This window comes from Streptomyces sp. NPDC001508, assembly GCF_040298665.1.
Classification (GTDB): domain Bacteria; phylum Actinomycetota; class Actinomycetes; order Streptomycetales; family Streptomycetaceae; genus Streptomyces.
On record NZ_JBEPAP010000070.1, the window covers coordinates 26,075 to 50,067 of the forward strand.

Consider the following 23,993-nt stretch of genomic DNA (forward strand, 5'->3'; position numbering starts at 1 on the left):
ACCAGAACGCGCCCACGCGCGCGTGGAGGCGAGCCCGGCCGGTCAGGCCGGCCGTACCACGCTGTGGATGATCGAACTCCCGGCGTAGTAGATCGACTCCTCGCGGACGTAGGCGCCCGGCTTCGGAGCGTGGATCATCATGCCGTCGCCGATGTAGAGGCCCACGTGGGTGACGTCGTCGTAGAAGAAGATCAGGTCGCCCGCCTGTGCGTCGGCGAGGGAGACCGTGGTGCCGGCGTCGACCTGGCTGTAGGTGGTGCGCGGCAGGCTGACGCCCGCGGCCTTCCAGGCGGCCTGGGTGAGCCCCGAGCAGTCGTAGGAGTCGGGTCCGGTCGCGCCCCAGACGTACGGCTTGCCGATCTGCGCGCGGGCGAACGCGATCGCCTTCTCGGCCTTGGTGGCGTAGCCGGAGCCGGAGGAAGAGGACGACGAAGAGGAAGAAGACGACGAAGAAGACGACGAAGAGGACGAGGAACCCGCGGAGTTCGACGCGTCGCTCTTCTGCCGGGCCGCCTCCTGCTCCGCCTGCTTCTTGGCCAGCTCGGCCGCCTTCCGCGCGGCCTCCTCCTGCTTGCGCTTCTCGATCGCCGCGAGCCGTGCCTTCTCCTCCGCCGTCAGCTTCGACAGCAACTGGCGCGCGGTGGAGAGCTTCTTCTGGACGGTGGCCTTGGCGGTCTGGAGTTCGTCCTGCGACTCGGTGAGCGTCTCCAGGCTCTTGGTGGCCTCCCGCCGCTTCTTCATGGTCGCCGACTGCTCGGTGACGTAGTCGTCGACCGCGGTCTTCTGACGCGAGGTCAGCCGGCTCATCAGCTGGGTCTGGTCGAAGTAGTCCTGCGGGGTGTCCGAGAGCAGGAAGGTGGCGGTGTCGGGGGAGGCGGCCCCGGTCCGGTACTGCGCGGCGGCGAACGTCCCCAGTTCCTCACGGGCCTTGTTGAGCCGGCTCGTGCGCCGGGCGACGTCGTCCAGGAGGGTGTCGACCTGCTTGCGCTGCTTGCCGGTCTTCTCCTTGGCCGCGTTGTACTTCTCGGTCGCCGACTCGGCCTGCCGGTACAGGTCGTCGACCTTCCGCTGCACCTCCTCCACGCTGGGCCGGTCGCCGTCGGGAGTGGGGGCGGCGTTCGCCGTCTGGGAGAGCAGGGCCACGGAGGTGAGGGCGGCGGTGGCCAGGGCGGGGGTCCGTATGCCGGTCGCGCGGGTACCCGCGGAGCGCGACTTGCGATGCGACGCCAAGGGAGGCGACTCCTTCCGTGCTCCGCCTACCGAGTTAGCTGTCGGGTTCGGGCGGGTGGTTCGGAAGGCTTGCCCTACGGCCCCTCCCCATGCGGGAGTTGGGCCGATTCACCCCAAGGTCGGTGTGGGTCCCCGGCTCCGCGCACCACGCGGGCGCGCCGGACTCGGCGGAGGCCGTGCGGCCCGGCGACGTTCGCCGGTGGGGGTCGTACGGCCTGCCCGGCACGGTAGCCAACTCGTGTGGCCCCTGTGAAGGTTGATGGGTGATATGCCCGATACATTTTCGTGACCTGTCAGGGGGATTCCGTCTGGGTGACAGGGCGATTCCGTACGGTGAGCGGTTTGCGCGGCCTGCGCCCGGAAGCGGGCCCGCCGGAGGAACCGGGCCATCTTCCCGGGGCGGCCGCGGGTTGTCGGTGGCGCGGCCTAGACTCGGAGAGCGATGAGCAGCCTCTTTGACGACAGCTTCCTGGCGGACCTCCGAGCCCCCCGAGGGCAGGACGAGGAGCCCCCGCCGCCGCCCGAGGACGATCACGCTCCGGAGCCGGTTCCGGACGATCTGTTCGGCGGGAAGTTCGACGTGCCCCCGGACCGGGACTCCTATTACGGCAACGGCGCCCCACGGCCGGTCATCGACCCGGCCACGCTTCTGCACGGGCTGAACGAGAACCAGCGCGCCGCCGTCGTGCACGCCGGCTCCCCGCTGCTCATCGTGGCCGGCGCCGGCTCCGGCAAGACCCGGGTGCTCACGCACCGCATCGCCCATCTGCTGGCGGAGCGCAAGGTGCACCCGGGGCAGATCCTCGCGATCACCTTCACCAACAAGGCCGCGGGCGAGATGAAGGAGCGCGTCGAGCACCTCGTCGGCCCGCGCGCCAACGCCATGTGGGTGATGACCTTCCACAGCGCGTGCGTGCGCATTCTGCGCCGTGAGAGCAAGCGCCTCGGCTTCACCTCGTCCTTCTCGATCTACGACGCCGCCGACTCCAAGCGTCTGATGGCCCTGGTCTGCCGCGATCTGGACCTCGACCCGAAGCGCTTCCCGCCCAAGTCCTTCAGCGCCAAGATCTCCAACCTGAAGAACGAGCTGATCGACGAGGAGGACTTCGCCGCCCGGGCGAGCGACGGATTCGAGAAGACCCTCGCCCAGGCGTACGCCCTCTACCAGTCCCGTCTCCGCGAGGCGAACGCGCTCGACTTCGACGACCTGATCATGACCACGGTCAATCTGCTGCGCGCCTTCCCGGATGTCGCCGAGCACTACCGCCGCCGCTTCCGCCATGTGCTCGTGGACGAGTACCAGGACACCAACCACGCGCAGTACGCCCTCGTGCGCGAACTCGTCGGGACCGCCGAGCAGCCGGTGGACGTGCCGCCGGGCGAGCACGACCTGCCGCCCGCCGAACTGTGCGTCGTGGGCGACGCCGACCAGTCGATCTACGCCTTCCGCGGCGCGACCATCCGCAACATCCTCCAGTTCGAGGAGGACTACCCGGACGCGATGACGATCCTGCTGGAGCAGAACTACCGGTCCACGCAGACGATCCTGTCCGCAGCCAACGCCGTCATCGAGCGCAACGAGTCCCGCCGCCCCAAGAACCTGTGGACCAACGCGGGCGCGGGCGCCACGATCACCGGGTATGTCGCGGACACCGAGCACGACGAGGCGCAGTTCGTCGCCGACGAGATAGACCGGCTGACCGACGCGGGCGAGGCCAAGGCCGGCGATGTCGCCGTGTTCTACCGCACCAACGCCCAGTCCCGTGTCTTCGAAGAAGTCTTCATCCGCGTCGGCCTGCCCTACAAGGTCGTCGGCGGTGTCCGCTTCTACGAGCGCAAGGAGGTCCGGGACGTCCTCGCCTATCTGCGGGTGCTGGCCAACCCGGAGGACTCGGTCCCGCTGCGCCGCATCCTGAACGTGCCCAAGCGCGGCATCGGCGAGCGCGCGGAGGCGATGATCGACGCACTCGCGCAGCGCGAGAAGATCAGCTTCCCGCAGGCGCTGCGCCGCGTGGACGAAGCGTACGGCATGGCCGCCCGGTCCACCAACGCCGTCCAGCGGTTCAACACGCTGATGGAGGAGCTGCGTACGATCGTCGAGTCCGGCGCGGGCCCGGCGACCGTCCTGGAGGCGGTGCTGGAACGCACCGGCTATCTCGCCGAGTTGCAGGCCTCGACCGACCCGCAGGATGAGACCCGGATCGAGAACCTTCAGGAACTCGCCTCCGTGGCCCTGGAGTTCGAGCAGGAGCGCGGCGAGGGAGAGACGGCCGCGGGAGGCACGCTCGCCGACTTCCTGGAGCAGGTCGCGCTGGTCGCCGACTCCGACCAGATCCCGGACGAGGAGGAGGGCGACGGCGTCATCACCCTGATGACCCTGCACACCGCCAAGGGCCTTGAGTTCCCGGTGGTCTTCCTGACCGGCATGGAGGACGGCGTCTTCCCGCACATGCGCGCCCTCGGCCAGACCAAGGAACTGGAGGAGGAGCGGCGCCTGGCGTACGTCGGCATCACGCGCGCGCGGGAGCGGCTCTACCTCACCCGGTCCACCATGCGCAGCGCCTGGGGCCAGCCCTCGTACAACCCGCCGTCGCGGTTCCTGGAGGAGATCCCGGCCGCCCACCTGGAGTGGAAGCGGACGGGAGCCGTGGCGCCCGTGTCGTCCGGACCGTCCTCCGGCATCGCGGCCTCGCTGTCGTCGTCCCGCTCCCGTTCCTCCGCGGCGGGCGCGTCCGGGTTCGCCACGCGCAGGACGTCGGAGAAGCCGGTGGTCTCCCTGGCCGTCGGCGACCGGGTCACCCACGACCAGTTCGGGCTCGGCACGGTCGTCGCCGTGGCGGGCACGGGGGACAAGGCCCAGGCGACGATCGACTTCGGAGACTCGAAGCCCAAACGGCTGCTGCTGCGGTACGCGCCGGTGGAGAAGCTGTAGTCCCTTGAGCCGGGCCCCTGCCCACCGGCGGGGGCCCGTGGACGGGACCTTGAGCCAGGAGCGGGCCTGCGGTGCTTACGTCGGGTCGAGTCCGTGGCTGCGCAGCCACGGCAGCGGGTCGATCGCGGAGCCGCCGGCCGGGCGCACCTCGAAGTGCAGGTGCGGACCGGTGGAGTTGCCCGAGTTCCCGGAGTACGCGATCGGCTCCCCGGCCTTGACGGACGCACCCGAGACGACCCGATAGCTGGAGAGGTGGCAGTACCACGTCTCCGTGCCGTCCTTCGCCGTCACGATCATCATGTTGCCGTAGGCGCTGTTCCACTCCGTGCGGACGGTGCCGTCCGTCGCGGCCATCACCGTCGTGCCGTACGACACGGGAAAGTCGATACCGGTGTGCACGGACATCCAGTTCACGCCGGCCTGGCCGAAGTAGGCGCTGAGCCCGTGCTGGGCGACCGGGATCGCGAACTTGGGGCGCAGCCGCTCCCTGAGCGCCGCCTCGGCCTGCGCCTTCTTCTTCTCGGCGTCCTGCTGGGCCTTGAGGTCGATGCGCTCCTGCGTGCGGCTGGCCCGGTCGGCGAAGTCGTCGGCGCCGGCGGAGAGGCTTTCGAGCTGGGTGTCCAGCTTGTTGTTGGCGGCCGACGGCTTCACCGGCGTCGCATCGGAGGCGGAGGCGGTGGTGTCCGTGCCGTCGTCGGTCAGACCGCCTACCGAGGCGGCGGCGATTCCGGCGACCCCCATCACACAGGCCGAGGGCACGGCGATGGTCAGCAGCGCGGAGCGTTTGGCGGGCGGGCGGCGCCGGGAGCGGGCCGCGGCGCGCGAGCCCGTGCGCGATGCGGACGCCGGGGTGATCTCTTCCTGCTCGTCGAGCAGCGGCATCGCCGCAGGCAGTTCACCGGTGGCGGCCAACTCGCCCTCTTCCAGGGCGCCTTCCTCGTAGGCGGCCTGCGCGGCGTCCTCATAGCCGGCTTCTTCGTACGCGTTCTCCTCGTACGCGTTCTCCTCGTACGCGTTCTCCTCGTAGAAGTTCGCTTCGTACGAGGTCTGCTCGAACGTGCCGGTCGCGTGCTGCTCGAAGGCCTCGGCCCGCTGCTCGGACTCGGCGCCGTCGGAGTTCCACTGCGTGGCGTCGTACGCGCCGGTGTCGAACGTCTGGGTGCCCCACTCCCACTGCTGGGTCGGCTCGGCAACGCCGGGCCGGCCGGCCTGGAGCCAGGTGCCGGAGTCCCACTGACCGCTGGTCTCGGGCGACGAGCCCTGCTGCGGCAACGTCCACGCCGTGGCGTCGTAGGCGCCGCTGTCGTACACGGCCTGGTGCTGCGCCGCATACGGGTCGTAGTTGGGGGTGGGGTGGGCCCCCGTCGACCAGTGCGTGTTGTCGTACCCGCCGGTGGCCCCGGCATCTTCCGGGAGGTTGCCGAAGAGCGGGTCGGCCTCGAAGGGCGCGGTGGCCTGCGCGCCCGACGGAAATCCGTTGGCGTCGTAACCGCCGTACGTGGTGAAGTCGCCGTACTGGGCTTCCTGTGCGCCGTACGACGCGTAGTGCGCCGAGGCCTCTTCAGAAGCCGGAGCCGGGGTGGTCAGGGTCCCCGACGGGTGACGGTCGTTCACCAACTTCTCTTTCGCCTCGACAACAGGGGCTGCCAGAGCAGTGCGGCGACTGTACCCGGCGGTATGCGGGCGCGACAATCTTCCGCTGGTTTCGCGTCCGCAGGAAACGGGCATTCGGCCGTGTTTCGGGGACCGTGGACCCGGGTTTGGCCTTGTGTTCGAAGAGTGTTCGACGGCCGAGGGGTGTCCGGGAGCGGGAGTGCGCCCGCTGCGGGTCGTGCGGTCGCGTTGTTGCGGTCGGGGCGAGGGGTGTGTCGTGGGGGCGTGTTGTGGGTGGTGTCGTGCGGTCGTGTTGCTGGGTGGTTCTGCCAGCCGGTCGGGCGGTCCGGTTGTGCCGGGTGGCTTGTGGAGTCGGTCGGCGTCCCGGCCCGCCGGCGTCCCGGGGGTATCGGAGGCGGTCGGGAGGCGGTCGGGCGGCGGGCGGGTGGTGGCCGGCCGACGGGGTGTTCCGGGGGTGGCCGCCGCCCGCTCTCCGTGCGCTCTCCGTGTGCTCTTCGTGCTCAGGCCACGGTCAGCCCGGCGGGACCGGCGACGACGCCCGTGTCCGTGGGCCCGGCGTCGAGCACCTGCCGTATGCGGGCCGCGACCGCCGGATGCACCGGCAGGGCGAGATGCCCTATCCCGGTCACCGGCACGTTCTCCGCCAGCAGGTCGGGATGGTCGAGGCAGGCGCTCTCCAGCGGGTCCATCACCGAGTCGAGGTCGCTCCAGAAGCTGACGAACCGCGTACCGCAGCCGGGCGCGGGCAGGGCCAGCTCCTCGATGACGTCCGAACCGGGCCGCATCTGGCGCACGATCGGGTGGGCGTTCGCGAGCGGCACGGCCCGGGTGCCGGAGTGCGGGGTGCCCAACGTCACCAGGGTGCGGATCCGATTGTGACCGCCCAGCCGCTGTACGTAGTAGCGCGCGATCAGCCCGCCCAGACTGTGCCCCACGATGTCCACCTGCGGGCTGCCGGTGCGCGCGCAGATCTCCTCGATGTGCCTGCCGAGCAGTTCCGCCGCGGTGCGTATGTCACAGGTCAGCGGAGAGTAGTTGAGTGACTGCACATGATGTCGGCCCTGCTGGGCGAGATTGCGGCGCAGCAGGACGAAGACTGATCGGTTGTCGATGAAACCGTGCAACAGCACGACCGGGAGTTCTGGCCGGGCCGGCAGTTGCGCGGCGCCGTTCGGCGGGGACGGGGCCTGGGAGCGGCGTTCCTGGATGATGCCGGTCGGATAGAGGAGGAGGTGTCCCGCGAGGATCGTGACCTCCAGGGCGGTCGCCTTGAGGAGAGTCACGGAAAGTCCCGCCAGTCTGGCCGGCAGGAGGAGCTGGTAGAGCGGACGAAGGGGCTGCACTGCCCTGGTGACCATCATGGCCGACCTCCTGTCGGCACACAGGAGGACGTCTCTGTCCCCCGTGTGCCCTTATGGGAAGCCGTGCGCAGGGTGATCGAGGGTGTGTGCCGTGCACACCGCGTGCCTTTCGTGTCCCAGCGGACCACGCTGCGGCTCCCGAACATGTCCCACTGTGTGATTTCCCCCTCGGTCGCCGCCGTAAAACTGCCGGTTGCGGGATGCTGGGGATAACGTCCGTTCACTTCGCGGCCGGTGGCGGACCACGCGGACTGTGCGGTACATGTCGGTACGGATGGATCTAATCGCTTCATGGAGGCAGTGATGGGTGTGACAGCCGGTCCGATCCGCGTCGTGGTGGCCAAGCCGGGGCTCGATGGTCATGACCGTGGGGCCAAGGTCATCGCGCGGGCGCTGCGCGACGCCGGCATGGAGGTCATCTACACCGGGCTCCACCAGACGCCGGAGCAGATCGTCGACACGGCGATCCAGGAGGACGCGGACGCGATCGGTCTGTCCATCCTCTCCGGTGCGCACAACACCCTGTTCGCGGCCGTCATCGACCTCCTCAAGGAGCGCGACGCCGAGGACATCCTGGTCTTCGGCGGCGGCATCATCCCCGAGGCGGACATCGCGCCGCTCAAGGAGAAGGGCGTCGCGGAGATCTTCACCCCCGGTGCGACCACGGCGTCGATCGTGGACTGGGTCCGGGAGAACGTACGGCAACCGGCCGCTTCCGGCGGCTGACCCCGGCGGCCTGCTCCCGCGGCTTGGAGTCGCTTAGGGTCGCTTGGGGTCAGTTCCCGGCGCCGTGCGACGGTGCCGGGCGGCGTACACAGCCCGCCGTGAGCCGGCGGACCCGCCTCCTTGGGCCGCTTCGGTCGTCGCAGCCGACTCCAGACTTCTTGGGCTGATGCGGTGGCTTGAGGCCGCTTGAGCCGGTGCGGCGGAATCAGCGGAATGGCGGAATGAGGCGCCCAACGCCCGGTGCCGCGACCCGAGCAGACCTGGCACCCGATGCCGCGGAACGGGAGACTCAGGCACTCGGTGCCGCCGCATGGGCGACCTGGCACCAGGTGCCGCGCCGCACGAGTCCCCGGCACCGCGTGCCGCCCCATCAGAAGCCAAGGCGACAGGGCTCGCAGCCCCACGCTGTTGAGCCGAGCCACCGTTCGGCCTACCCCGCAGAGGTTCCACGGCATCTCGCCGCCCGCCCCACCGCCACACTCCCGGAGCCGGGCGTTGTCCGGCCCGGCTGGCGGGGGTGCCGGGGGTGGTTCGCGTCTGGGGTGGGTGTTGTTCGTCCGTGTCGTGGTGTGCCGGTATGGGTCCGTATTCGTTCTGTGCCTGTGGCGGGTGTTGTTCGGTCGGTGCCGTTGCGGTTCCGGAGTCGGGTGCTGTCCGGTCCGCTTGGCGGGGGTGCCGGGGGTGGTTCGCGTCTGGGGTGGGTGTTGTTCGTCCGTGTCGTGGTGTGCCGGCACGGATCCGTATTCGCGCTGCGCCCGAGACGGGCGCTGCGGCCCGTACCGTCGCGGTCCCCGAGGCGGGCGTCGTTCGGGCGCGGCGTGGTGGAGTCCGGCGGGGCCGGTCGGCTCGCCTCGGTGTGTCCGCGGGGCAGCGTGCCGTTCCGTGCGGGGCTCGGTGGTGCCGTGGTCGGCCGGCGCCTCGGGCAGGAGTTGTACCCGCCGGGTGCCTCAGGTGTCGGCCGGTGTCAGTTCCCGGGCCATGTCGGCGCGCAGCCCCAAGGTGGTCACCAGCCGCTGGAACGCCTCCGCCCAGTAGCCGCCTGCGCCCGGTGACGCGTCCTCCCGCTCGTCCGGCACCGCCAGCAACCCGTCCAGCCGCGAGGCCTCCGAGGGATCCAGACACCGCTCGGCGAGCCCCATCACCCCGCTGAAGCTCCAGGGATAACTCCCCGCGTCCCGGGCGATGTTGAGCGCGTCCACCACCGCCCGCCCCAGCGGCGCCGCCCAGGGCACCGCGCACACACCGAGCAGTTGGAACGCCTCGGACAAACCGTGCGTCGCGATGAACCCCGCCACCCAGTCGGCCCGTTCCGCCGCGCCCAGCGTGCCCAGCAGCTTCGCCCGCTCGGCGAGGGACACCGCTCCCGGCCCGCCCGCCTCGGGCACGGCGGGCGTCCCGAGCAGCGCCCGGGACCACTCCGGGTCCCGCTGCCGCACCGCCGCCCGGCACCAGGCCGCGTGCAGCTCGCCCCGCCAGTCGTCCGTCACCGGAAGTTCCACGATCTCCTGGGGGGTACGTCCGCCGAGTCGCCGCGGCCAGGTCCCGAGCGGTGTCGCCTCCACCAACTGGCCCAGCCACCAGGACCGTTCCCCTCGCCCCGCGGGGGGTTCGGCCACCACGCCGTCTCGCTCCATCGAGGCGTCGCACTCCAGTGGCGCCTCCACCACGATGGCCGGCGCGTCGCCCGTGTGGTCGACCGCCACACACGCACCGGCGCGGGCCGCCATCCGCGCCGCCAGCGCCGAACCGGGCAGGGCGGACAGCAGCTCGGCCGCGGTCGCCCGCACATTGCGGCTCCGGTCGGCCAACGCCCGTTCCAGGAACGGCTCGTCATCATCGGAAAGACCCGAACGCAGCGAGTCGAGGAACATCAGCCGGTCCTCCGCCCGCTCGGTCGCCCACGTCGCCGTCAGCAACTCCCGTGCCGCCGCGGGCCGCACCGCGCGTATCGCGGCGAGCAGGGCGACCCGCTCGGCGAACAGACCCTCCTCCCACAGCCGTTGTACGCCGTCGGCGTCATCGAGGTCGGGCAGCGCCGTGCCGCCGCCCGGTGCCGCACGCAGAGCGAACCGCCAGTCCGGATTCAGCCGGGCCAGCCACAGCCCCCGCGGCCCCGCGAACGCGAGCGCCGGGGGGCGCAGGTCCGTGCGCCCCCGGGCCGCGTCCAGCAGTGCCGGCAGCGTCTCCGGCGGGGCGGCGTAACCGTGCGCGTTCGCTGTCGCCAGCCACTGGGGCAGCAGTTCCATCAGGTCCGGCGAGGCGCCCCGGCGACCGCCGCCCGTGCCGGGACGGTCGGCCAGCAGCAGGGTGAGCCGCCGGACCGCGGCGGCGGGCAGGGCGGGGCGTGGATCCTCGACGGCCGGCTCCGGCCTTCGGGCCGCCGCGGCCGGCCGCAGCCCGGCCCGCCGCCGTACGGTCGCCACGGCTGCCGCGTCCAGCAGCGCCACCGGTGCCGCACGGTCCGGCCCGCCCCCGGCGAGCGGGCGCCGATCGGTGCCGAGCAGCGCCGTGGTGACGAGGTCCTCCCAGGAGCTGACGGCGAACACGCCGTCCGCGGTGCCGCTCGCTTCCGCGGTGGCGCTGGCTTCCGCGGTGGCGCTGGCTTCCAGAGTGCCGTTGGCTTCCGCGGTGGCGCTGGCTTCCGTGATGTCTCCGGGTTCCGTGACGTCCATGGCGTCCAAACGGTCGGTGGGGTCCAAACGGTCAGTGGGGTCTATGGCGTCCACGCGGTCGCTGGGATCCGTGGTGTCCGGCAGAGCGGCTGCCCCCCGCACCGCGGCGCTCCTCCCGTTCATACGACTCCTTCTGATCGGGTCTCCCGTGGTCTTCGGTCCGTTCAGCACAGGGCCACCGCCTCCCCGGCGCCCTCCGGCCAGGCCGTCAGCGGAGTGAAGCCCCGGTGGCCGCACTCGCCGAACACCTTGACCGGGGCGCCCCCGGACAGGGCGACCAGCCGCCACAGCCCAGGGCGGGAACGGGCGGCCGGGGCCAGCGGCAGCGCCCCGTCCCCGTCGGCGTCCGCCAACTGCCAGGAGTCGCCGTCCGGCGTGGGGACGACCCGGTCCAATGTCACCGGCACCGCGCCCAGCCATGGGTCGTTCCGCAGGGCCTCGCCGTACCGGGCGACCGCACCCGCTGTCGTCTCGCCCGGCGGCCGTATCGCGGCGGGTGCGGGCGGGGCGAACCGCTCCCCGAGCGCGGCCCGCAGCTGCCCGGCGCCCGGGTGGACGGCCACCTCCGCCTCCAGGGCCAGCCCGACCGGCAGGGACTGCTCGGGGGCCCGGCCCGCCGCGCCGTAGGAGAGGAGCAGGCAGGTGCGGCCCGATCCTTCGCCGTACAGCCAGATGCGGCGCGTCGTCAGCTTGGCGTCCGCCGTGTCGTACTGCGCGAGGACCAGCCAGCGGTCGCGGGTCGACGGGCCGTCCGGCGCGGCGGGCAGTCCGACACGGGACCGGACGGTCGAGGCGAGGCCGTCCGGCAGCCGTTCCCGGCGCAGCCAGCCCTGGTCGAGGAGGTGCAGCAGCGCGCACTCCTCCAGCAGCCGCACCGGCCAGCCCGGACCGGACGCCGGTATGGCGCCCAACTCCCGCACCCGCGCCGCCAGTCCGGGGGCCTGTGCGTCGACCATGCGGGCCGCCGTCTCCTCCCACAGGCCGTAACCCGCCTGTTCCGCCGAGGCCAGGCCGCCGCGCAGCAGGTCGGCGAGGCGCTGTTCCAGTTCCGTGGCGCCCGCCGTGACCCGCTCGGCCCTGCGTTCCGCCCGGCGCCGGGCCGCCTCGGGATCACCGGATCCGGCGGCGGAACCGGCCGCGGCCTCGGACCGCTTGTCCTGCGCGCGCTTCTTCCGCTCCGCTGTCCACTGCTCCGCCCAGTCCGGGGCCCGTCCCGCTGGCACCGCGGTGTCCCCGCCGGCCCAGAGCAGCAGCAGCCCCAGCGCGTGTTTGCACGGGAATTTGCGGCTCGGACAACTGCACTTGTACGCGGGGCCGGACGCGTCCGCGATGTCCACCACCGTTTGATACGGCTTGCTGCCACTGCCCTTGCACAGTCCCCACACCGTCCCCTCGTCGGAACTCCCCGCCCCGGACCACGGCCCGGCCGCGCCGAGTTTGCTTCCCGCTTTGCGTGATGCGGCGTCAGGTGCCAGTGCCAGCACCTGGTCCGCGGTCCAGCGCACCCCCTGCTGAGTCATGCCATCGAAGGTAGATCCCCCCACTGACAATCGGCCCTGCCAGTGCATTTCCGCAGGTCAGAGCGATTGTCAGTGGCGTGGTGCACGGTGGACACAGATCCGAACCGGCCGAGCTGGAGGGGGCCTCAGCCATGTCTGTGTCCGTGGAACCTACGTCCGTCGAACCGAGCCAGAACCACTCCGCGCCCGCGAACGCGGCGCAGGCGCTGCGCCCGCACGCCGAGGACGCCTTCGCCACCGAACTCGCCGCGCTGGCCGCGCAGGACGACCGCCCGCGCCCGGCCCGCTGGAAGCTGTCGCCGTGGGCGGTGGCCACCTACCTGCTCGGCGGCACCCTCCCGGACGGCACGGTGATCACCCCGAAGTACGTGGGCCCGCGCCGCATCGTCGAGGTCGCCGTCACCACGCTCGCCACCGACCGCGCCCTGCTCCTGCTCGGTGTGCCGGGCACGGCGAAGACCTGGGTGTCCGAGCATCTCGCCGCCGCGGTCAGCGGTGACTCGACGCTGCTGGTGCAGGGCACGGCGGGCACCCCCGAGGAGGCCATCCGCTACGGCTGGAACTACGCGCAGCTGCTCGCCCACGGCCCGAGCCGAAACGCCCTCGTGTCCAGCCCGGTGATGCGGGCCATGGCGGAGGGCATGACGGCCCGGGTGGAGGAGCTGACCCGTATCCCGGCCGACGTGCAGGACACGCTGATCACGATCCTGTCGGAGAAGACGCTGCCGATACCGGAGCTGGGCCAGGAGGTGCAGGCGGTCCGCGGCTTCAACCTGATCGCCACGGCCAACGACCGCGACCGCGGTGTCAACGACCTGTCCAGCGCGCTGCGCCGCCGCTTCAACACGGTGGTGCTGCCCCTGCCGGCCGATGCCGACGCCGAGGTCGACATCGTCTCCCGGCGCGTCGACCAGATCGGCCGCTCCCTCGACCTGCCCATGGCGCCCGACGGCATCGACGAGATCCGCCGCGTCGTGACCGTCTTCCGCGAACTGCGCGACGGCATCACCGCCGACGGCCGTACAAAACTGAAGTCGCCCAGCGGCACGCTGTCCACCGCCGAGGCGATCTCCGTCGTCACCAACGGGCTCGCCCTGGCAGCCCACTTCGGCGACGGGGTGCTGCGGCCCGGCGATGTCGCCGCGGGCATCCTGGGCGCCGTCGTCCGCGACCCGGCGGCCGACCGTGTCATCTGGCAGGAGTACCTGGAGGCGGTCGTGCGCGAGCGTGACGGCTGGAAGGACTTCTACCGGGCCTGCCGGGAGGTGAGCGTGTGAACGACGCCCGTCCCCTGCTGCTCGGCGTGCGGCATCACGGTCCGGGGTCTGCGCGGGCGGTGCGGGCCGCGCTGGACGCCGCCGCGCCCGAAGTGGTGCTGATCGAGGGCCCGCCCGAGGCCGACGCCCTGCTGCCGCTCGCCGCCGACCCGGGGATGCGGCCGCCGGTCGCGCTCCTCGCCCACGCCGTGGACGAGCCCGGCCGCTCGGCGTTCTGGCCGCTGGCCGAGTTCTCCCCGGAGTGGGTGGCCGTCCGCTGGGCCCTGGAGCACAAGGTGCCGGCCCGCTTCATCGACCTGCCCGCCACTCACACGCTGGCGTGGCGCAAGGAGGAGGAAGAGAGAGGCGAAGAGAAAGAGAAAGGGGAAGAAGGGGAGAAGAGCGAAGAAGAGGAGGGGGAAGGAGGGGACGAGCCGGCCGGCTCCATGGACGGCGGCGACGGCCCGCCCGGCCGCTCCGCCGAGCGCACCCTTCGGCTCGACCCGCTGGCCGTGCTCGCCGAGACCGCCGGATACGACGATCCCGAGCGCTGGTGGGAGGACGTCATCGAGCACCGGGGCGCAGGGGATCCGCAGGAGGGCACCCAGGGCCATGAGGCCGCGCTCGCGCCGTTCGCCGCACTGGAGGAGGCGATGACGGCGCTGCGGGAGACATACGGCGCCGGCGGGCACGACCGGGACCTGGTGCGGGAGGCGTATATGCGGCTCCGACTACGGGCCGCGCAGCGGGAGTCCGGCGAGCGCGTGGCCGTGGTGTGCGGGGCGTGGCATGTGCCCGCGCTGCGCCGGAAGAGCGCCGTCACCGCCGACCGGGCCCTGCTGAAGGGGCTGCCCAAGGTCAAGGTGGACATGACATGGGTGCCGTGGACGCACCGCAGGCTGTCCCGGGTCAGCGGCTACGGGGCGGGCATCGACTCGCCGGGCTGGTACGGGCATCTGTTCGGCGCCACGGACCGGCCGGTCGAGCGGTGGCTGACCAAGGTGGCGGGGCTGCTGCGCGAGGAGGACCGGATCGTCTCGTCCGCACATGTCATCGAGGCGGTCCGACTGGCCGAAACCCTCGCCGCGATGCGCGGACGCCCGCTGCCGGGGCTGACCGAGACGACCGACGCGGTGCGCGCGGTGATGTGCGACGGCTCGGACGTGCCGCTGGCACTCGTGCACGACCGGCTGGTGGTGGGCGATGTGCTGGGGGAGGTACCGGACGCGGCGCCCGCCGTGCCGTTGCAGCGGGACCTGACCGTGCTCCAACGGCGGCTACGGCTCAAACCCGAGGCGTTGGAACGGGAGTTGGAGCTGGACCTGCGCAAGGAGACCGACTCCGGGCGCAGCCGGCTGCTGCACCGGCTGCGGCTGCTGGGCATCGGCTGGGGCGAGCCGGCCCGGTCACGGGGCAGCACGGGCACGTTCCGGGAGACGTGGCGGCTGCGCTGGGAGCCGGAGCTGTCCGTGCGGGTCGCCGAGGCCGGGGTGTGGGGCACGACGGTGGTCGCCGCCGCGACCGCCAAGGCCGAGGCGGATGCGACGGCCGCGCAGGCGCTCGCCGAGGTGACCGCGCTGGCCGAGCACTGCTTGCTGGCCGGACTGCGCGACGCGCTCCCGACGGTGATGCGGGTGCTCGCCGACCGGGCCGCGCTCGACACGGACGTCGGCCATCTCGCGCAGGCCCTCCCGGCCCTGGTCCGCTCGTTGCGCTACGGCGACGTGCGAGGCACGGACACCAAGGCGCTCGCCGAGGTCGCCGCGGGCCTCGCCGAGCGGATCTTCGTCGGGCTGCCACCGGCCTGCACCGCCCTGGACACGGACGCGGCAGAGCACATGCGCGGCCACGTGGACGCGGTGCACAGCGCGGTGGGGCTCCTCACCGAGAGTTCCGCCGCGAGCCACGGCGACCTGCGGGCCCGCTGGCGCTTGGTGCTGCGGTCGTTGTCGGGCCGGGACACCGTGCCCGGGGTCATCCGCGGCCGGGCCGTGCGGCTCCTGCTGGACGAGGGCGAGGTGGGGCAGGACGAGGCGGCCCGGATGATGGGGCTGATGCTCTCGCCTGGCACCCCGCCGCAGGACGCCGCCGCCTGGATCGAGGGCTTCGTGGGCGGCGGGGGAGGCATGCTGCTCGTGCACGACGAACGGCTGCTGGGACTGGTCGACGCATGGCTGACCGGGGTGCCCGCGGACGCGTTCACGGATGTCCTGCCGCTGCTGCGGCGGACGTTCTCGGCGTACGAGCCGGGCGTGCGGCGGACCCTCGGCGAGCTGGTGCGGCGCGGTCCGGGAGCGCGGGGCGGCGCGTCGGCCGGCCGGACGGCGGGCATACCCGGGTTCGCACCCGAGCCCGACACCGAGCGCGCTGAAGCCGTACTGCCGCTGGTGCGGCTGCTGCTCGGACTGGACACCGACGACAAGGACCTGGCGCAGGTGGGCACATGACGACCACGCAGACCATGACAGGGCAGGCTGACGGCGTCTCGGCCGGGCCGGACGCCGCCGGGGAGCGGCTGCGCCGCTGGCGACTGGTGCTCGGCGGCGACTCCGCCGACGGGACCGGATGCACGCTGCGCGGACAGGACGCGGCGATGGACGGCGCGCTCGCCGCGCTCTACGGAAAGGGGGACAGACCGCAGTCGGGACGGGAACGTTCGGCGGGACTCGGGGCGTCCGCCCCGGCCGTGGCCCGCTGGCTCGGCGACATCCGGACCTACTTCCCCTCGTCCGTGGTCCAGGTCATGCAACGGGACGCCATCGACCGGCTCGGTCTTGACTCCCTGCTGCTGGAGCCGGAGATGCTGGAGGCGGTGGAGGCCGATGTGCACCTCGTCGGCACGCTGCTCTCGCTCAACAAGGCGATGCCGGAGACCACGAAGGAGACCGCGCGGGCGGTCGTGCGCAAGGTCGTCGAGGACCTGGAGAAGCGGCTCGCCACCCGGACCCGGGCCACGCTCACCGGTGCCCTCGACCGCAGTGCCCGGATCAACCGGCCGCGCCACCACGACATCGACTGGAACCGCACGATCGCGGCCAACCTCAAGCACTATCTGCCCGAGTACCGCACGATCGTGCCGGAGCGGCTCATCGGCTACGGCCGCGCCGCCCGGTCCGTGAAGAAGGAGGTCGTCCTCTGCATCGACCAGTCGGGATCGATGGCGGCGTCCGTCGTCTACGCCTCCGTGTTCGGGGCGGTGCTGGCGTCCATGCGGTCCATCGACACCCGGCTCGTCGTCTTCGACACGGCCGTCGTCGACCTCACCGACCAACTGGACGACCCCGTCGACGTGCTGTTCGGCACCCAGCTCGGCGGCGGCACCGACATCAACCGGGCGCTCGCCTACTGCCAGTCGCAGATCACCCGGCCGACCGAAACGGTGGTGGTGCTCATCAGCGACCTGTACGAGGGCGGCATACGCAACGAGATGCTCAAGCGGGTCGCGGCGATGAAGGCGTCCGGGGTGCAGTTCGTGGCGCTGCTCGCGCTGTCGGACGAGGGGGCGCCCGCCTACGACCGTGAACACGCCGCCGCGCTCGCCGCGTTGGGGACGCCCGCCTTCGCCTGCACCCCCGATCTGTTCCCCGAGGTCATGGCGGCGGCGATCGAGAAGCGTCCGCTGCCGATACCGGACGGCATATGAGACCCGGGCGGAAAGGGACATGACCGGCCATCGGTATGGGGGGCTTGCGCACCCTCGGGCGCCCCGTGCGAGGATCGGTGGCCGCGTCGCGCCGACCTGTCACTCGTTCCGCCGCACGGGAGGATCCACCCGCTCTTGGCCTCAGCAGCAGCTCTGTCCGGTGCCGTTGTGCGCGTCTGCCGCACGGCGGGCGGGCGGCGTGCGCTGCGGCTGGCGGTGCTGGTGGGTGCGCTGGTCGCGCTCGGACTCCTCTGCGGCCAACGGGCCCACGCGGCCGACGGGCCCCCGCCCCCGCCTCCGGCCTCGGCGAGATCGGTCCTCGGCCTGACCTTGGCCATATCAGCCCCGTCCGCGCCCCCGGCTGTGACGGTCCCGTCCCCGCCGACGGCCGTAACGACTCCGGGCCCGGCCTCGTCCGTATCGACTTCGTCCGTGGCGACTCCGCCGGGGGACGCGGCGCGGGCCTTCACCAGCGATCCGTTGTCCGGGCACGGGGGCGGGGCGGGGTTTGTGGTGGGGGCTGGGGGCGAGGGTGTGGTGCGTTCCGTTGGCGGTGGGGTTGTGGGGACTGTGGGGGAGGTGGTCGGGGTGGTGAACCGGACCTTGGATGAGGCGCGGACGGTGGTGCCGTCACTGCCGGAGCTGCCCGAAGTGCCTGCCACGCCCTCCTGGCCCACGCTGCCCACGCTGCCGTCGCTGCCGGGGCTGCCTGAAGCGCCTGCCACGCCCTCCTGGCCCACACTGCCGTCACTGCCTGAAGCGCCTGCCACGCCCTCCCGGCCCACGCTGCCGGCGCTGCCCGGGGGAACGGTGACCCCGTTGCCGGTGGCGTCGCTGCCTGGGCTCTCCGAGCTGCCGGGGCTGCTGCCGCCCAGGCCGGTCGCCTCGGATCCCGTGCCGGGGGAGCGGGGCGAGCCGCAGGCGTCCCTCGAATCGGCCCCGCGCACCGATGGGCGGACCGCCGCGCACGGGACGTCGGCCGTCGGGCTTCACGGCCCGTACGGCACCGCCGCCCCCGCTCCGGGGTCCTCCGCGGCGCGCAGTGGCGGTCATCGCGCCGCGGCCGCCGCGGTCGGCCCGTCCCACCCCGCCCCCGCCGGCGACCCGGACGGCACGGTGGGCAAGTCGGCCCTCGACGGCGGCACTTCGCGCCATGCCGACCTGTACGCCCTCACCTCGCAGCACCGGGTGCCGCTGTGGCTCGTGCCCGGCACCGCCGTGCGCGTCGCCCCGCCCGGGACCCGGGACACTCACCAGGACATCCCGGTCTTCCCCGGCTAGCGCAGGCCCGGTCGGCTCCCCGCCCGGACCGCCACCCACCCCCCGGATGCAGCCCGCATTCGCCCGCACCCGCCGCACCTGCGCACGGGCCGTCGTCGGCCTCTGAGCCTCTGACGACCGCCCCGAGCGCCAGATGTGACCGGCGCGGCAAACGAAACGGGCATGGACGTATGCGACTGGTGTGACTGGCGTGACCGCGGGTTTGGCGAGCCGCCACCCCCACCGACGCCGCCACCCCCCACCGACTCCGTGGGGCAGTCGGAGTCGGACGGCCGAATGCCGTCGGCGCGTCCGGCCCGCACCCCCACGGGCGGGGCGGTCAGGTCCCCATTGGGGGTGGGGATCGACCGCCCCGGGCCCCTTCGGGCCCTTCCAGAGGCCTCACCGGGTCAACCCCAGCCCGGTGGGGCCTCGCCCCTGCGGCACGCCGTGCCAGCCAACCCGGCATCATGTGACAGGTATCACCGCTCAGGTGTGACCCGCGATTTAGAGGCCCCCCTGAAGCAGCGATAACCTGCGAGACGGACATGCCGCGCGCTCGGACACCGTGTGCGCATCCCTTGTGACACATGCGGACGTCACGCTGCCCTTCGCGGCACGCCCACGCATCCAACGAACCGCGAGATCACTGATAGGGACGGAAGCGCGTGGACCTGTTCGAGTACCAGGCGAGGGACCTCTTCGCCAAGCACGATGTACCGGTGCTGGCCGGTGAAGTCATCGACACGCCTGAGGCGGCGCGCGAGATCACCGAGCGGCTGGGCGGCAAGTCCGTCGTCAAGGCGCAGGTGAAGGTCGGTGGTCGCGGCAAGGCGGGTGGCGTGAAGCTGGCCGCTACCGCGGACGAGGCCGTCGCCCGTGCGACGGACATCCTCGGCATGGACATCAAGGGCCACACGGTCCACAAGGTCATGATCGCCGAGACCGCCCCGGAGATCGTCGAGGAGTACTACGTCTCGTTCCTCCTCGACCGCGCCAACCGCACCTTCCTCTCCATCGCCTCCGTAGAGGGCGGCATGGAGATCGAGGAGGTGGCGGCCACCCGTCCGGAGGCCGTCGCCAAGACCCCGATCGACGCGATCGACGGCGTGGACCTGGCCAAGGCCAAGGAGATCGTCGCCGCGGCGAAGTTCCCGGCCGAGGTCGCGGACAAGGTCGCCGATGTCCTCGTCAGGCTGTGGGACACCTTCATCAAGGAGGACGCCCTCCTGGTCGAGGTGAACCCGCTGGCCAAGGTCGCCTCCGGTGAGGTCATCGCCCTCGACGGCAAGGTGTCCCTGGACGACAACGCGGAGTTCCGTCACCCGGACTTCGAGGAACTGCACGACAAGGCCGCGGCCAACCCGCTGGAGGCCGCAGCCAAGGAGAAGAACCTCAACTACGTCAAGCTCGACGGCGAGGTCGGCATCATCGGCAACGGCGCCGGCCTGGTCATGTCGACCCTGGACGTGGTCGCGTACGCCGGTGAGAAGCACGGCGGCGTCAAGCCCGCCAACTTCCTCGACATCGGCGGCGGCGCCTCCGCCCAGGTCATGGCCAACGGCCTGGAGATCATCCTCGGCGACCCGGACGTACGCTCCGTGTTCGTCAACGTCTTCGGTGGCATCACCGCCTGTGACGAGGTCGCCAACGGCATCGTGCAGGCCCTGAAGCTGCTGGAGGACAAGGGCGAGGAGGTCACCAAGCCGCTCGTCGTCCGCCTCGACGGCAACAACGCCGAACTGGGCCGCAAGATCCTCTCCGACGCCGCCCACCCGCTGGTGCAGCGCGTCGACACCATGGACGGCGCGGCCGACAAGGCCGCCGAGCTGGCCGCCGCCAAGTAAGCACTCAGGACGAGGACACCAACACACCATGGCTATCTGGCTCAACAAGGACAGCAAGGTCATCGTCCAGGGCATGACCGGCGCCACCGGCATGAAGCACACCAAGCTCATGCTCGGTGACGGCACCAACGTCGTGGGCGGCGTGAACCCGCGCAAGGCGGGTCAGACCGTCGACTTCGACGGCACCGAGGTACCGGTCTTCGGCACCGTCAAGGAGGCCATCGAGAAGACCGGCGCCGACGTCTCCGTCATCTTCGTGCCGGAGAAGTTCACCAAGGACGCGGTCGTCGAGGCCATCGACGCCGAGATCCCGCTGGCCGTCGTGATCACCGAGGGCATCGCCGTGCACGACACGGCCGCCTTCTGGGCGTACGCCGGCAAGAAGGGCGACAAGACCCGCATCATCGGCCCGAACTGCCCCGGCATCATCACCCCGGGCCAGTCGAACGTCGGCATCATCCCGGGCGACATCACCAAGCCGGGCCGCATCGGCCTGGTCTCGAAGTCCGGCACGCTGACCTACCAGATGATGTACGAGCTGCGGGACATCGGCTTCTCGACGGCCGTCGGCATCGGTGGTGACCCGATCATCGGCACCACGCACATCGACGCCCTGGCCGCCTTCCAGGACGACCCCGACACCGACCTGATCGTCATGATCGGTGAGATCGGCGGCGACGCCGAGGAGCGGGCCGCGGCCTTCATCGAGGAGAACGTGACCAAGCCGGTCGTCGGCTATGTCGCGGGCTTCACCGCCCCCGAGGGCAAGACCATGGGCCACGCCGGCGCCATCGTCTCCGGTTCGTCCGGCACCGCCCAGGCGAAGAAGGAGGCCCTTGAGGCCGCCGGCGTCAAGGTCGGCAAGACGCCGACCGAGACGGCCGAGCTGGCCCGCGGCATCCTCGGCAGCTGAGCGACCGGGCAGCAGCCCCGCGGCGCGAGCGGCGGCCGGTCCGGCAGCCGACGAAGGGGTCCGTATCCGACCGGATGCGGACCCCTTCCGTCTGCTCGGTGCGAGAAATCGTTCAACGGGTGAGCGGTACCAGCCGTTCCGGCCCGCTCGCGGTCTCCGTGCGCAGCTTGGCCTGCAGTTGCTGCTCCGTGTGCGACAGCGGGCCCAGCGCGGGCTTCGGCGGAACGCCCCGCACCGCCTGCGCCGGGGCGAGCGGGGGTTCGTAGTGCGTAGGCGCGGTGCGCAGCGTGAGGGCCGTCGAACCGATGATCGCGACCGTGAAGGCGATGGCGGCCTGGGTCCAGAAGCGGTTCCGGCGTTCGCTGCGGGTGCGCACCGGTTCCGGCTTCTGCGCCCGCAGCCGTTCCGTGGAGGCCAGTTCGGCCAGCCGCCGGTGGAGCACCGCGGGGTCCGACAGCTCCGGGACGCGCGCGGCCAGTTCGGCGCGGGCGTGCGTGAGCCGGTTCGCCGCCGCCGGGGTGCTCGCCTCCGTCTCCGCCGCGGTCTCGGGCAGGCCGAGCCCGACGCCGTCGTACAGCACGAGCGTGCGGCGGTACGACGGCGGCAGGGCGAGGAGCGCCTTCAGCAGTACGCGGTCGCCGGGGTCGGCGGGCGGGGGTTCGGGATACCGGTAGCGGGGGCGGAAGCGATGCCAGGGCGACAGGGCGCACTCGTACGCCATCGCCCGCACCCAGCCCGCGGGGTCCGGGTCCTGGGCCACCTTCGGCCAGTTCTGCCAGGCCAGTTGGAAGGCCCGCTCCACGGACTCGCGGGCGAGTTCGCGGCGCCCGGTGAGCAGATAGGTCTGCCGTACGAGGGCGGGGGCGCAGAACGCGTAGAGGGCGTCGAACGCCTGAGCGGGCGTCAGGGTGGGGGTGGTCGTGTCCTCGGTCGCGAGGGAAGCCGGGGAGGAGTGGGGGGCCGTCACGTCCGGTGCCTCCGCGGCTTCCTGACGGTCTGTCGCCCTTTTCCCTTCGGGCCGCGGCGGCGGGTTCGCGGGGCTCTGCGTCACTGTACGCCCTTTCGTGTGATAAAGAACATAAACATATATTGAGCGACACTTCGGTGGTTCGCCCGTTACAGCCGGAAAGCGCGTGTCGTTGGGAGCATGGCGGTCGTGACGCAGAAGACCGCTCGCCGACCGTCGTTGTCGTCCCTGCCGACCCGGCTGCGCGACCGCTCGCCCGGCTGGGGCGCGAGCCTCGTGGGCGGTGTGATCGCGGCCGGTCTCGGGCTCGGCTCGTCCGCCGTGCTCGTACTGGTGCTGTGGATCAGTTCGCCGTACCCCGACAGCGGGCCGGGCGGCGCGCTGCACCTCGCCGCCACGCTGTGGCTGCTCGCGCACGGGGTCGAACTCATCCGCACCGACACGCTGTCCGGTGCTCCCGCGCCCATGGGCATCACCCCGCTGCTGCTGCTCGTGCCGCCGGTGTGGGCGCTGTACCGGGCGGCGCGGGACGCGGTGGACGCGCCGGAGGACTCCGACGGGCCGCCGCCGGTCGCCGCGGGCACGGCGTGGGCCGGCGTCGTCCTCGGCTACCTCGCCGTCGCCGGCCTCGCCACCCTGTACGCCCGGGGCGGCGAGTTGCGGCCGGAGTGGCGCTGGGTCGCCGTGTGCGTGCCGCTGATCGCCGCGGGCGCGGCGGGCGCGGGGGTGTGGACGGCGTACGGCCGGCCGCCCGCGTCACCGAAGTCGCTGCCGGGCCTCGTGGCGGTATGGCCCGAGCGGCTGCGCCGCCCAGCTCCCGGGCCGGGCTCCGCAGCCGGACCGGGCTCGGGCCTCGGTACGGCGGCGCGGGCCGCCGGGGCCGGGGCGGCGGTGCTCGTCGGGGGCGGGGCGCTGCTGCTCGCGGCGTCCCTCGTGGCGCACGGCGGGGCGGCCTACGGGGCCTTCCTTCAGCTGACGGACGGCTGGTCCGGGCGGTTCGCGGTGCTGCTGCTGTGCGTGGGGCTGGTGCCGAACGCGGCCGTCTGGTCGGCCGCCTACGGTCTCGGACCCGGATTCGTCCTCGGCACCGGGCATGTGGTGTCCCCGCTGTCCTCCGATCCCGCGCCGCTGCTGCCGCCGTTTCCGCTGCTGGCGGGGGTCCCGGACGCGGGGACAGGGGGCCCGTACAACTGGGCGGCCGGGGCGGTTCCGCTGGCTGCGGGACTGACCGTGGCCTGGTTCACGGTCGCGGGGGCGGTGGGACGGGGCGACGCGCGTCCGGGCGCGGACGCGAACACCGGTGCCGGCGAGGACGCGGCGGCGGTGCGGGCCGGGCGGTCCGCGTGGTCCGCCGCACGGACCGCGGGGATGGTGGTGCTGGCCGCGGGGATGTGCGCGGCGGTGTTCGCGGTGCTCGCCGAGGCGGCGGGCGGGCCGCTCGGGACCTCGGCGCTCGCCCGGTTCGGTCCTGTGTGGTGGCAGGCGGGCGGCGCGACAGGAGCGTGGATCGTGAGCGTGGGCGTCCCGGTGGCGTTGCTGGTACGGGCGTGGCGACTGCGGACCCGGCGGGTGCGGGTGTGGCTGCGGCGGGGGAGGGGTTGGCTGTCGCGGCGGTGGCGGAGGACTGCCGCCGAGCCCGGGCGGAAGCCGGAGCCGGAGTCCGGGCGGAAGCCACAGCCGAAGCCGCAGCGGAAGGCGCGGTCGAAGCCGGAGCGGAAGGCGTGGCTCAGGCCGGAGCGGAAGGCGGAGGGCGTCCGGGTGGCACAGGGCGCGGAGTGCAGCGGAGGTCCGGTGGGGTCCGACGCGTACGACTTGCTGCCGGCCGACGATCCCGGGGGACCGGCGTGGCATGACGAGACGTTTCGGGAGGCGCGCCCCCATCCGCTCGCCCACCCACCGTCCGACTCGCTCAGCTGAAGGGGCCGCCCGCCGGAGCGAGGCGGCGTGGCCCCGGGGCGGGGAAGCTCCTATAGATCGTCAAGCGGTCTGTGGGAGCGGTTTGGTGGGGTGGGTCACGTGGGGTAGGTGTCGGTAGATCTCGCGGGCGACGAA

General features: G+C 72.4%; 15 protein-coding genes and 1 riboswitch. Of the genes, 9 read left to right on the forward strand and 6 right to left on the reverse strand.

The features are described 5' to 3' along the window. Window positions 1-42 precede the first annotated feature (42 nt). Window positions 43-1,230, reverse strand: a complete 1,188-nt coding sequence (locus ABT245_RS38670; RefSeq protein WP_351743564.1) for a C40 family peptidase — start codon at window positions 1,228-1,230, stop codon at window positions 43-45. A gap of 8 nt (window positions 1,231-1,238) precedes the next feature. Beyond that, window positions 1,239-1,410: riboswitch (cyclic di-AMP (ydaO/yuaA leader) on the reverse strand. A gap of 262 nt (window positions 1,411-1,672) precedes the next feature. On the opposite strand from ABT245_RS38670, the gene pcrA reads away from it, so the two are divergent. Continuing rightward, window positions 1,673-4,162, forward strand: coding sequence for a DNA helicase PcrA (gene pcrA, locus ABT245_RS38675; RefSeq protein ID WP_351743567.1), 2,490 nt, complete (start codon window positions 1,673-1,675; stop codon window positions 4,160-4,162). A gap of 75 nt (window positions 4,163-4,237) precedes the next feature. Here the strand turns inward: pcrA and ABT245_RS38680 are convergent, their stop codons facing one another. Then, entirely contained in the window at window positions 4,238-5,890 is a 1,653-nt protein-coding gene (locus ABT245_RS38680) for a M23 family metallopeptidase (RefSeq protein WP_502982267.1), read from the reverse strand. 386 nt (window positions 5,891-6,276) lie between these two features. After that, window positions 6,277-7,137 carry an esterase/lipase family protein gene (locus tag ABT245_RS38685; RefSeq protein WP_351743573.1) on the reverse strand — a complete coding sequence of 287 codons (861 nt, stop codon included), beginning with the start codon at window positions 7,135-7,137 and terminating at the stop codon, window positions 6,277-6,279. Window positions 7,138-7,440: 303 nt separating this feature from the next. Here ABT245_RS38685 and icmB point away from each other — a divergent pair, with 303 nt between their 5' ends. Beyond that, window positions 7,441-7,863: a coenzyme B12-dependent isobutyryl CoA mutase small subunit gene (gene icmB, locus ABT245_RS38690; RefSeq protein ID WP_351743576.1), complete on the forward strand. Its 423-nt coding sequence runs from the start codon at window positions 7,441-7,443 to the stop codon at window positions 7,861-7,863. Between the two features lie 947 nt (window positions 7,864-8,810). Here the strand turns inward: icmB and ABT245_RS38695 are convergent. Both ABT245_RS38695 and ABT245_RS38700 read right to left on the reverse strand, forming a co-directional pair. Next, window positions 8,811-10,535, reverse strand: coding sequence for a DUF5691 domain-containing protein (locus ABT245_RS38695; protein WP_502982269.1), 1,725 nt, complete (start codon window positions 10,533-10,535; stop codon window positions 8,811-8,813). 164 nt (window positions 10,536-10,699) lie between these two features. Then, window positions 10,700-12,055, reverse strand: a complete 1,356-nt coding sequence (locus ABT245_RS38700; RefSeq protein WP_351743581.1) for an SWIM zinc finger family protein — start codon at window positions 12,053-12,055, stop codon at window positions 10,700-10,702. 131 nt (window positions 12,056-12,186) lie between these two features. On the opposite strand from ABT245_RS38700, the gene ABT245_RS38705 reads away from it, so the two are divergent. From ABT245_RS38705 to sucD, 6 genes are all read left to right on the forward strand, one after another. After that, window positions 12,187-13,332: an ATP-binding protein gene (locus ABT245_RS38705; RefSeq protein ID WP_351743584.1), complete on the forward strand. Its 1,146-nt coding sequence runs from the start codon at window positions 12,187-12,189 to the stop codon at window positions 13,330-13,332. Beyond that, a complete protein-coding gene (locus ABT245_RS38710) occupies window positions 13,329-15,758 on the forward strand; it encodes a DUF5682 family protein (protein WP_351743586.1) in 2,430 nt (809 codons plus the stop codon). The genes ABT245_RS38705 and ABT245_RS38710 overlap by 4 nt, the downstream gene beginning before the upstream one ends. Continuing rightward, window positions 15,755-16,954, forward strand: a complete 1,200-nt coding sequence (locus tag ABT245_RS38715) for a vWA domain-containing protein (RefSeq protein WP_502982268.1) — start codon at window positions 15,755-15,757, stop codon at window positions 16,952-16,954. Before ABT245_RS38710 ends, ABT245_RS38715 begins: the two co-directional genes overlap by 4 nt. Window positions 16,955-17,545: 591 nt before the next feature. Continuing rightward, a complete protein-coding gene (locus tag ABT245_RS38720) occupies window positions 17,546-18,235 on the forward strand; it encodes a hypothetical protein (protein ID WP_351743589.1) in 690 nt (229 codons plus the stop codon). A 647-nt stretch (window positions 18,236-18,882) separates the two neighbouring features. Beyond that, window positions 18,883-20,061 carry an ADP-forming succinate--CoA ligase subunit beta gene (gene sucC / locus ABT245_RS38725; protein WP_351743592.1) on the forward strand — a complete coding sequence of 393 codons (1,179 nt, stop codon included), beginning with the start codon at window positions 18,883-18,885 and terminating at the stop codon, window positions 20,059-20,061. A gap of 28 nt (window positions 20,062-20,089) precedes the next feature. Continuing rightward, entirely contained in the window at window positions 20,090-20,974 is an 885-nt protein-coding gene (gene sucD, locus ABT245_RS38730; protein ID WP_351743594.1) for a succinate--CoA ligase subunit alpha, read from the forward strand. A gap of 112 nt (window positions 20,975-21,086) precedes the next feature. On the opposite strand, the gene ABT245_RS38735 is transcribed toward sucD, so the two are convergent. Next, window positions 21,087-22,139, reverse strand: a complete 1,053-nt coding sequence (locus ABT245_RS38735; protein ID WP_502982270.1) for an RNA polymerase sigma factor — start codon at window positions 22,137-22,139, stop codon at window positions 21,087-21,089. Between ABT245_RS38735 and ABT245_RS38740 the strand changes: the two genes are divergently transcribed. Beyond that, window positions 22,122-23,858 (forward strand): cell division protein PerM, encoded by a 1,737-nt coding sequence (locus tag ABT245_RS38740; RefSeq protein ID WP_351743596.1) that lies wholly within the window; start codon window positions 22,122-22,124, stop codon window positions 23,856-23,858. The two genes, ABT245_RS38735 and ABT245_RS38740, sit on opposite strands and share 18 nt — an antisense overlap. The last annotated feature ends 135 nt before the right edge of the window (window positions 23,859-23,993 follow it).

Bases quoted from the DNA above. Each gene is read 5' to 3' on its own strand.
- pcrA (WP_351743567.1), top strand. From the start codon at position 1,673: ATGAGCAGCCTCTTTGACGACAGCTTCCTGGCGGACCTCCGAGCCCCC.
- ABT245_RS38680 (WP_502982267.1), bottom strand. From the start codon at position 5,890: ATGCCCGTTTCCTGCGGACGCGAAACCAGCGGAAGATTGTCGCGCCCG.
- ABT245_RS38685 (WP_351743573.1), bottom strand. From the start codon at position 7,137: ATGATGGTCACCAGGGCAGTGCAGCCCCTTCGTCCGCTCTACCAGCTC.
- icmB (WP_351743576.1), top strand. From the start codon at position 7,441: ATGGGTGTGACAGCCGGTCCGATCCGCGTCGTGGTGGCCAAGCCGGGG.
- ABT245_RS38695 (WP_502982269.1), bottom strand. From the start codon at position 10,535: ATGGACGTCACGGAACCCGGAGACATCACGGAAGCCAGCGCCACCGCG.
- ABT245_RS38700 (WP_351743581.1), bottom strand. From the start codon at position 12,055: ATGACTCAGCAGGGGGTGCGCTGGACCGCGGACCAGGTGCTGGCACTG.
- ABT245_RS38705 (WP_351743584.1), top strand. From the start codon at position 12,187: ATGTCTGTGTCCGTGGAACCTACGTCCGTCGAACCGAGCCAGAACCAC.
- ABT245_RS38715 (WP_502982268.1), top strand. From the start codon at position 15,755: ATGACGACCACGCAGACCATGACAGGGCAGGCTGACGGCGTCTCGGCC.
- sucD (WP_351743594.1), top strand. From the start codon at position 20,090: ATGGCTATCTGGCTCAACAAGGACAGCAAGGTCATCGTCCAGGGCATG.
- ABT245_RS38740 (WP_351743596.1), top strand. From the start codon at position 22,122: ATGGCGGTCGTGACGCAGAAGACCGCTCGCCGACCGTCGTTGTCGTCC.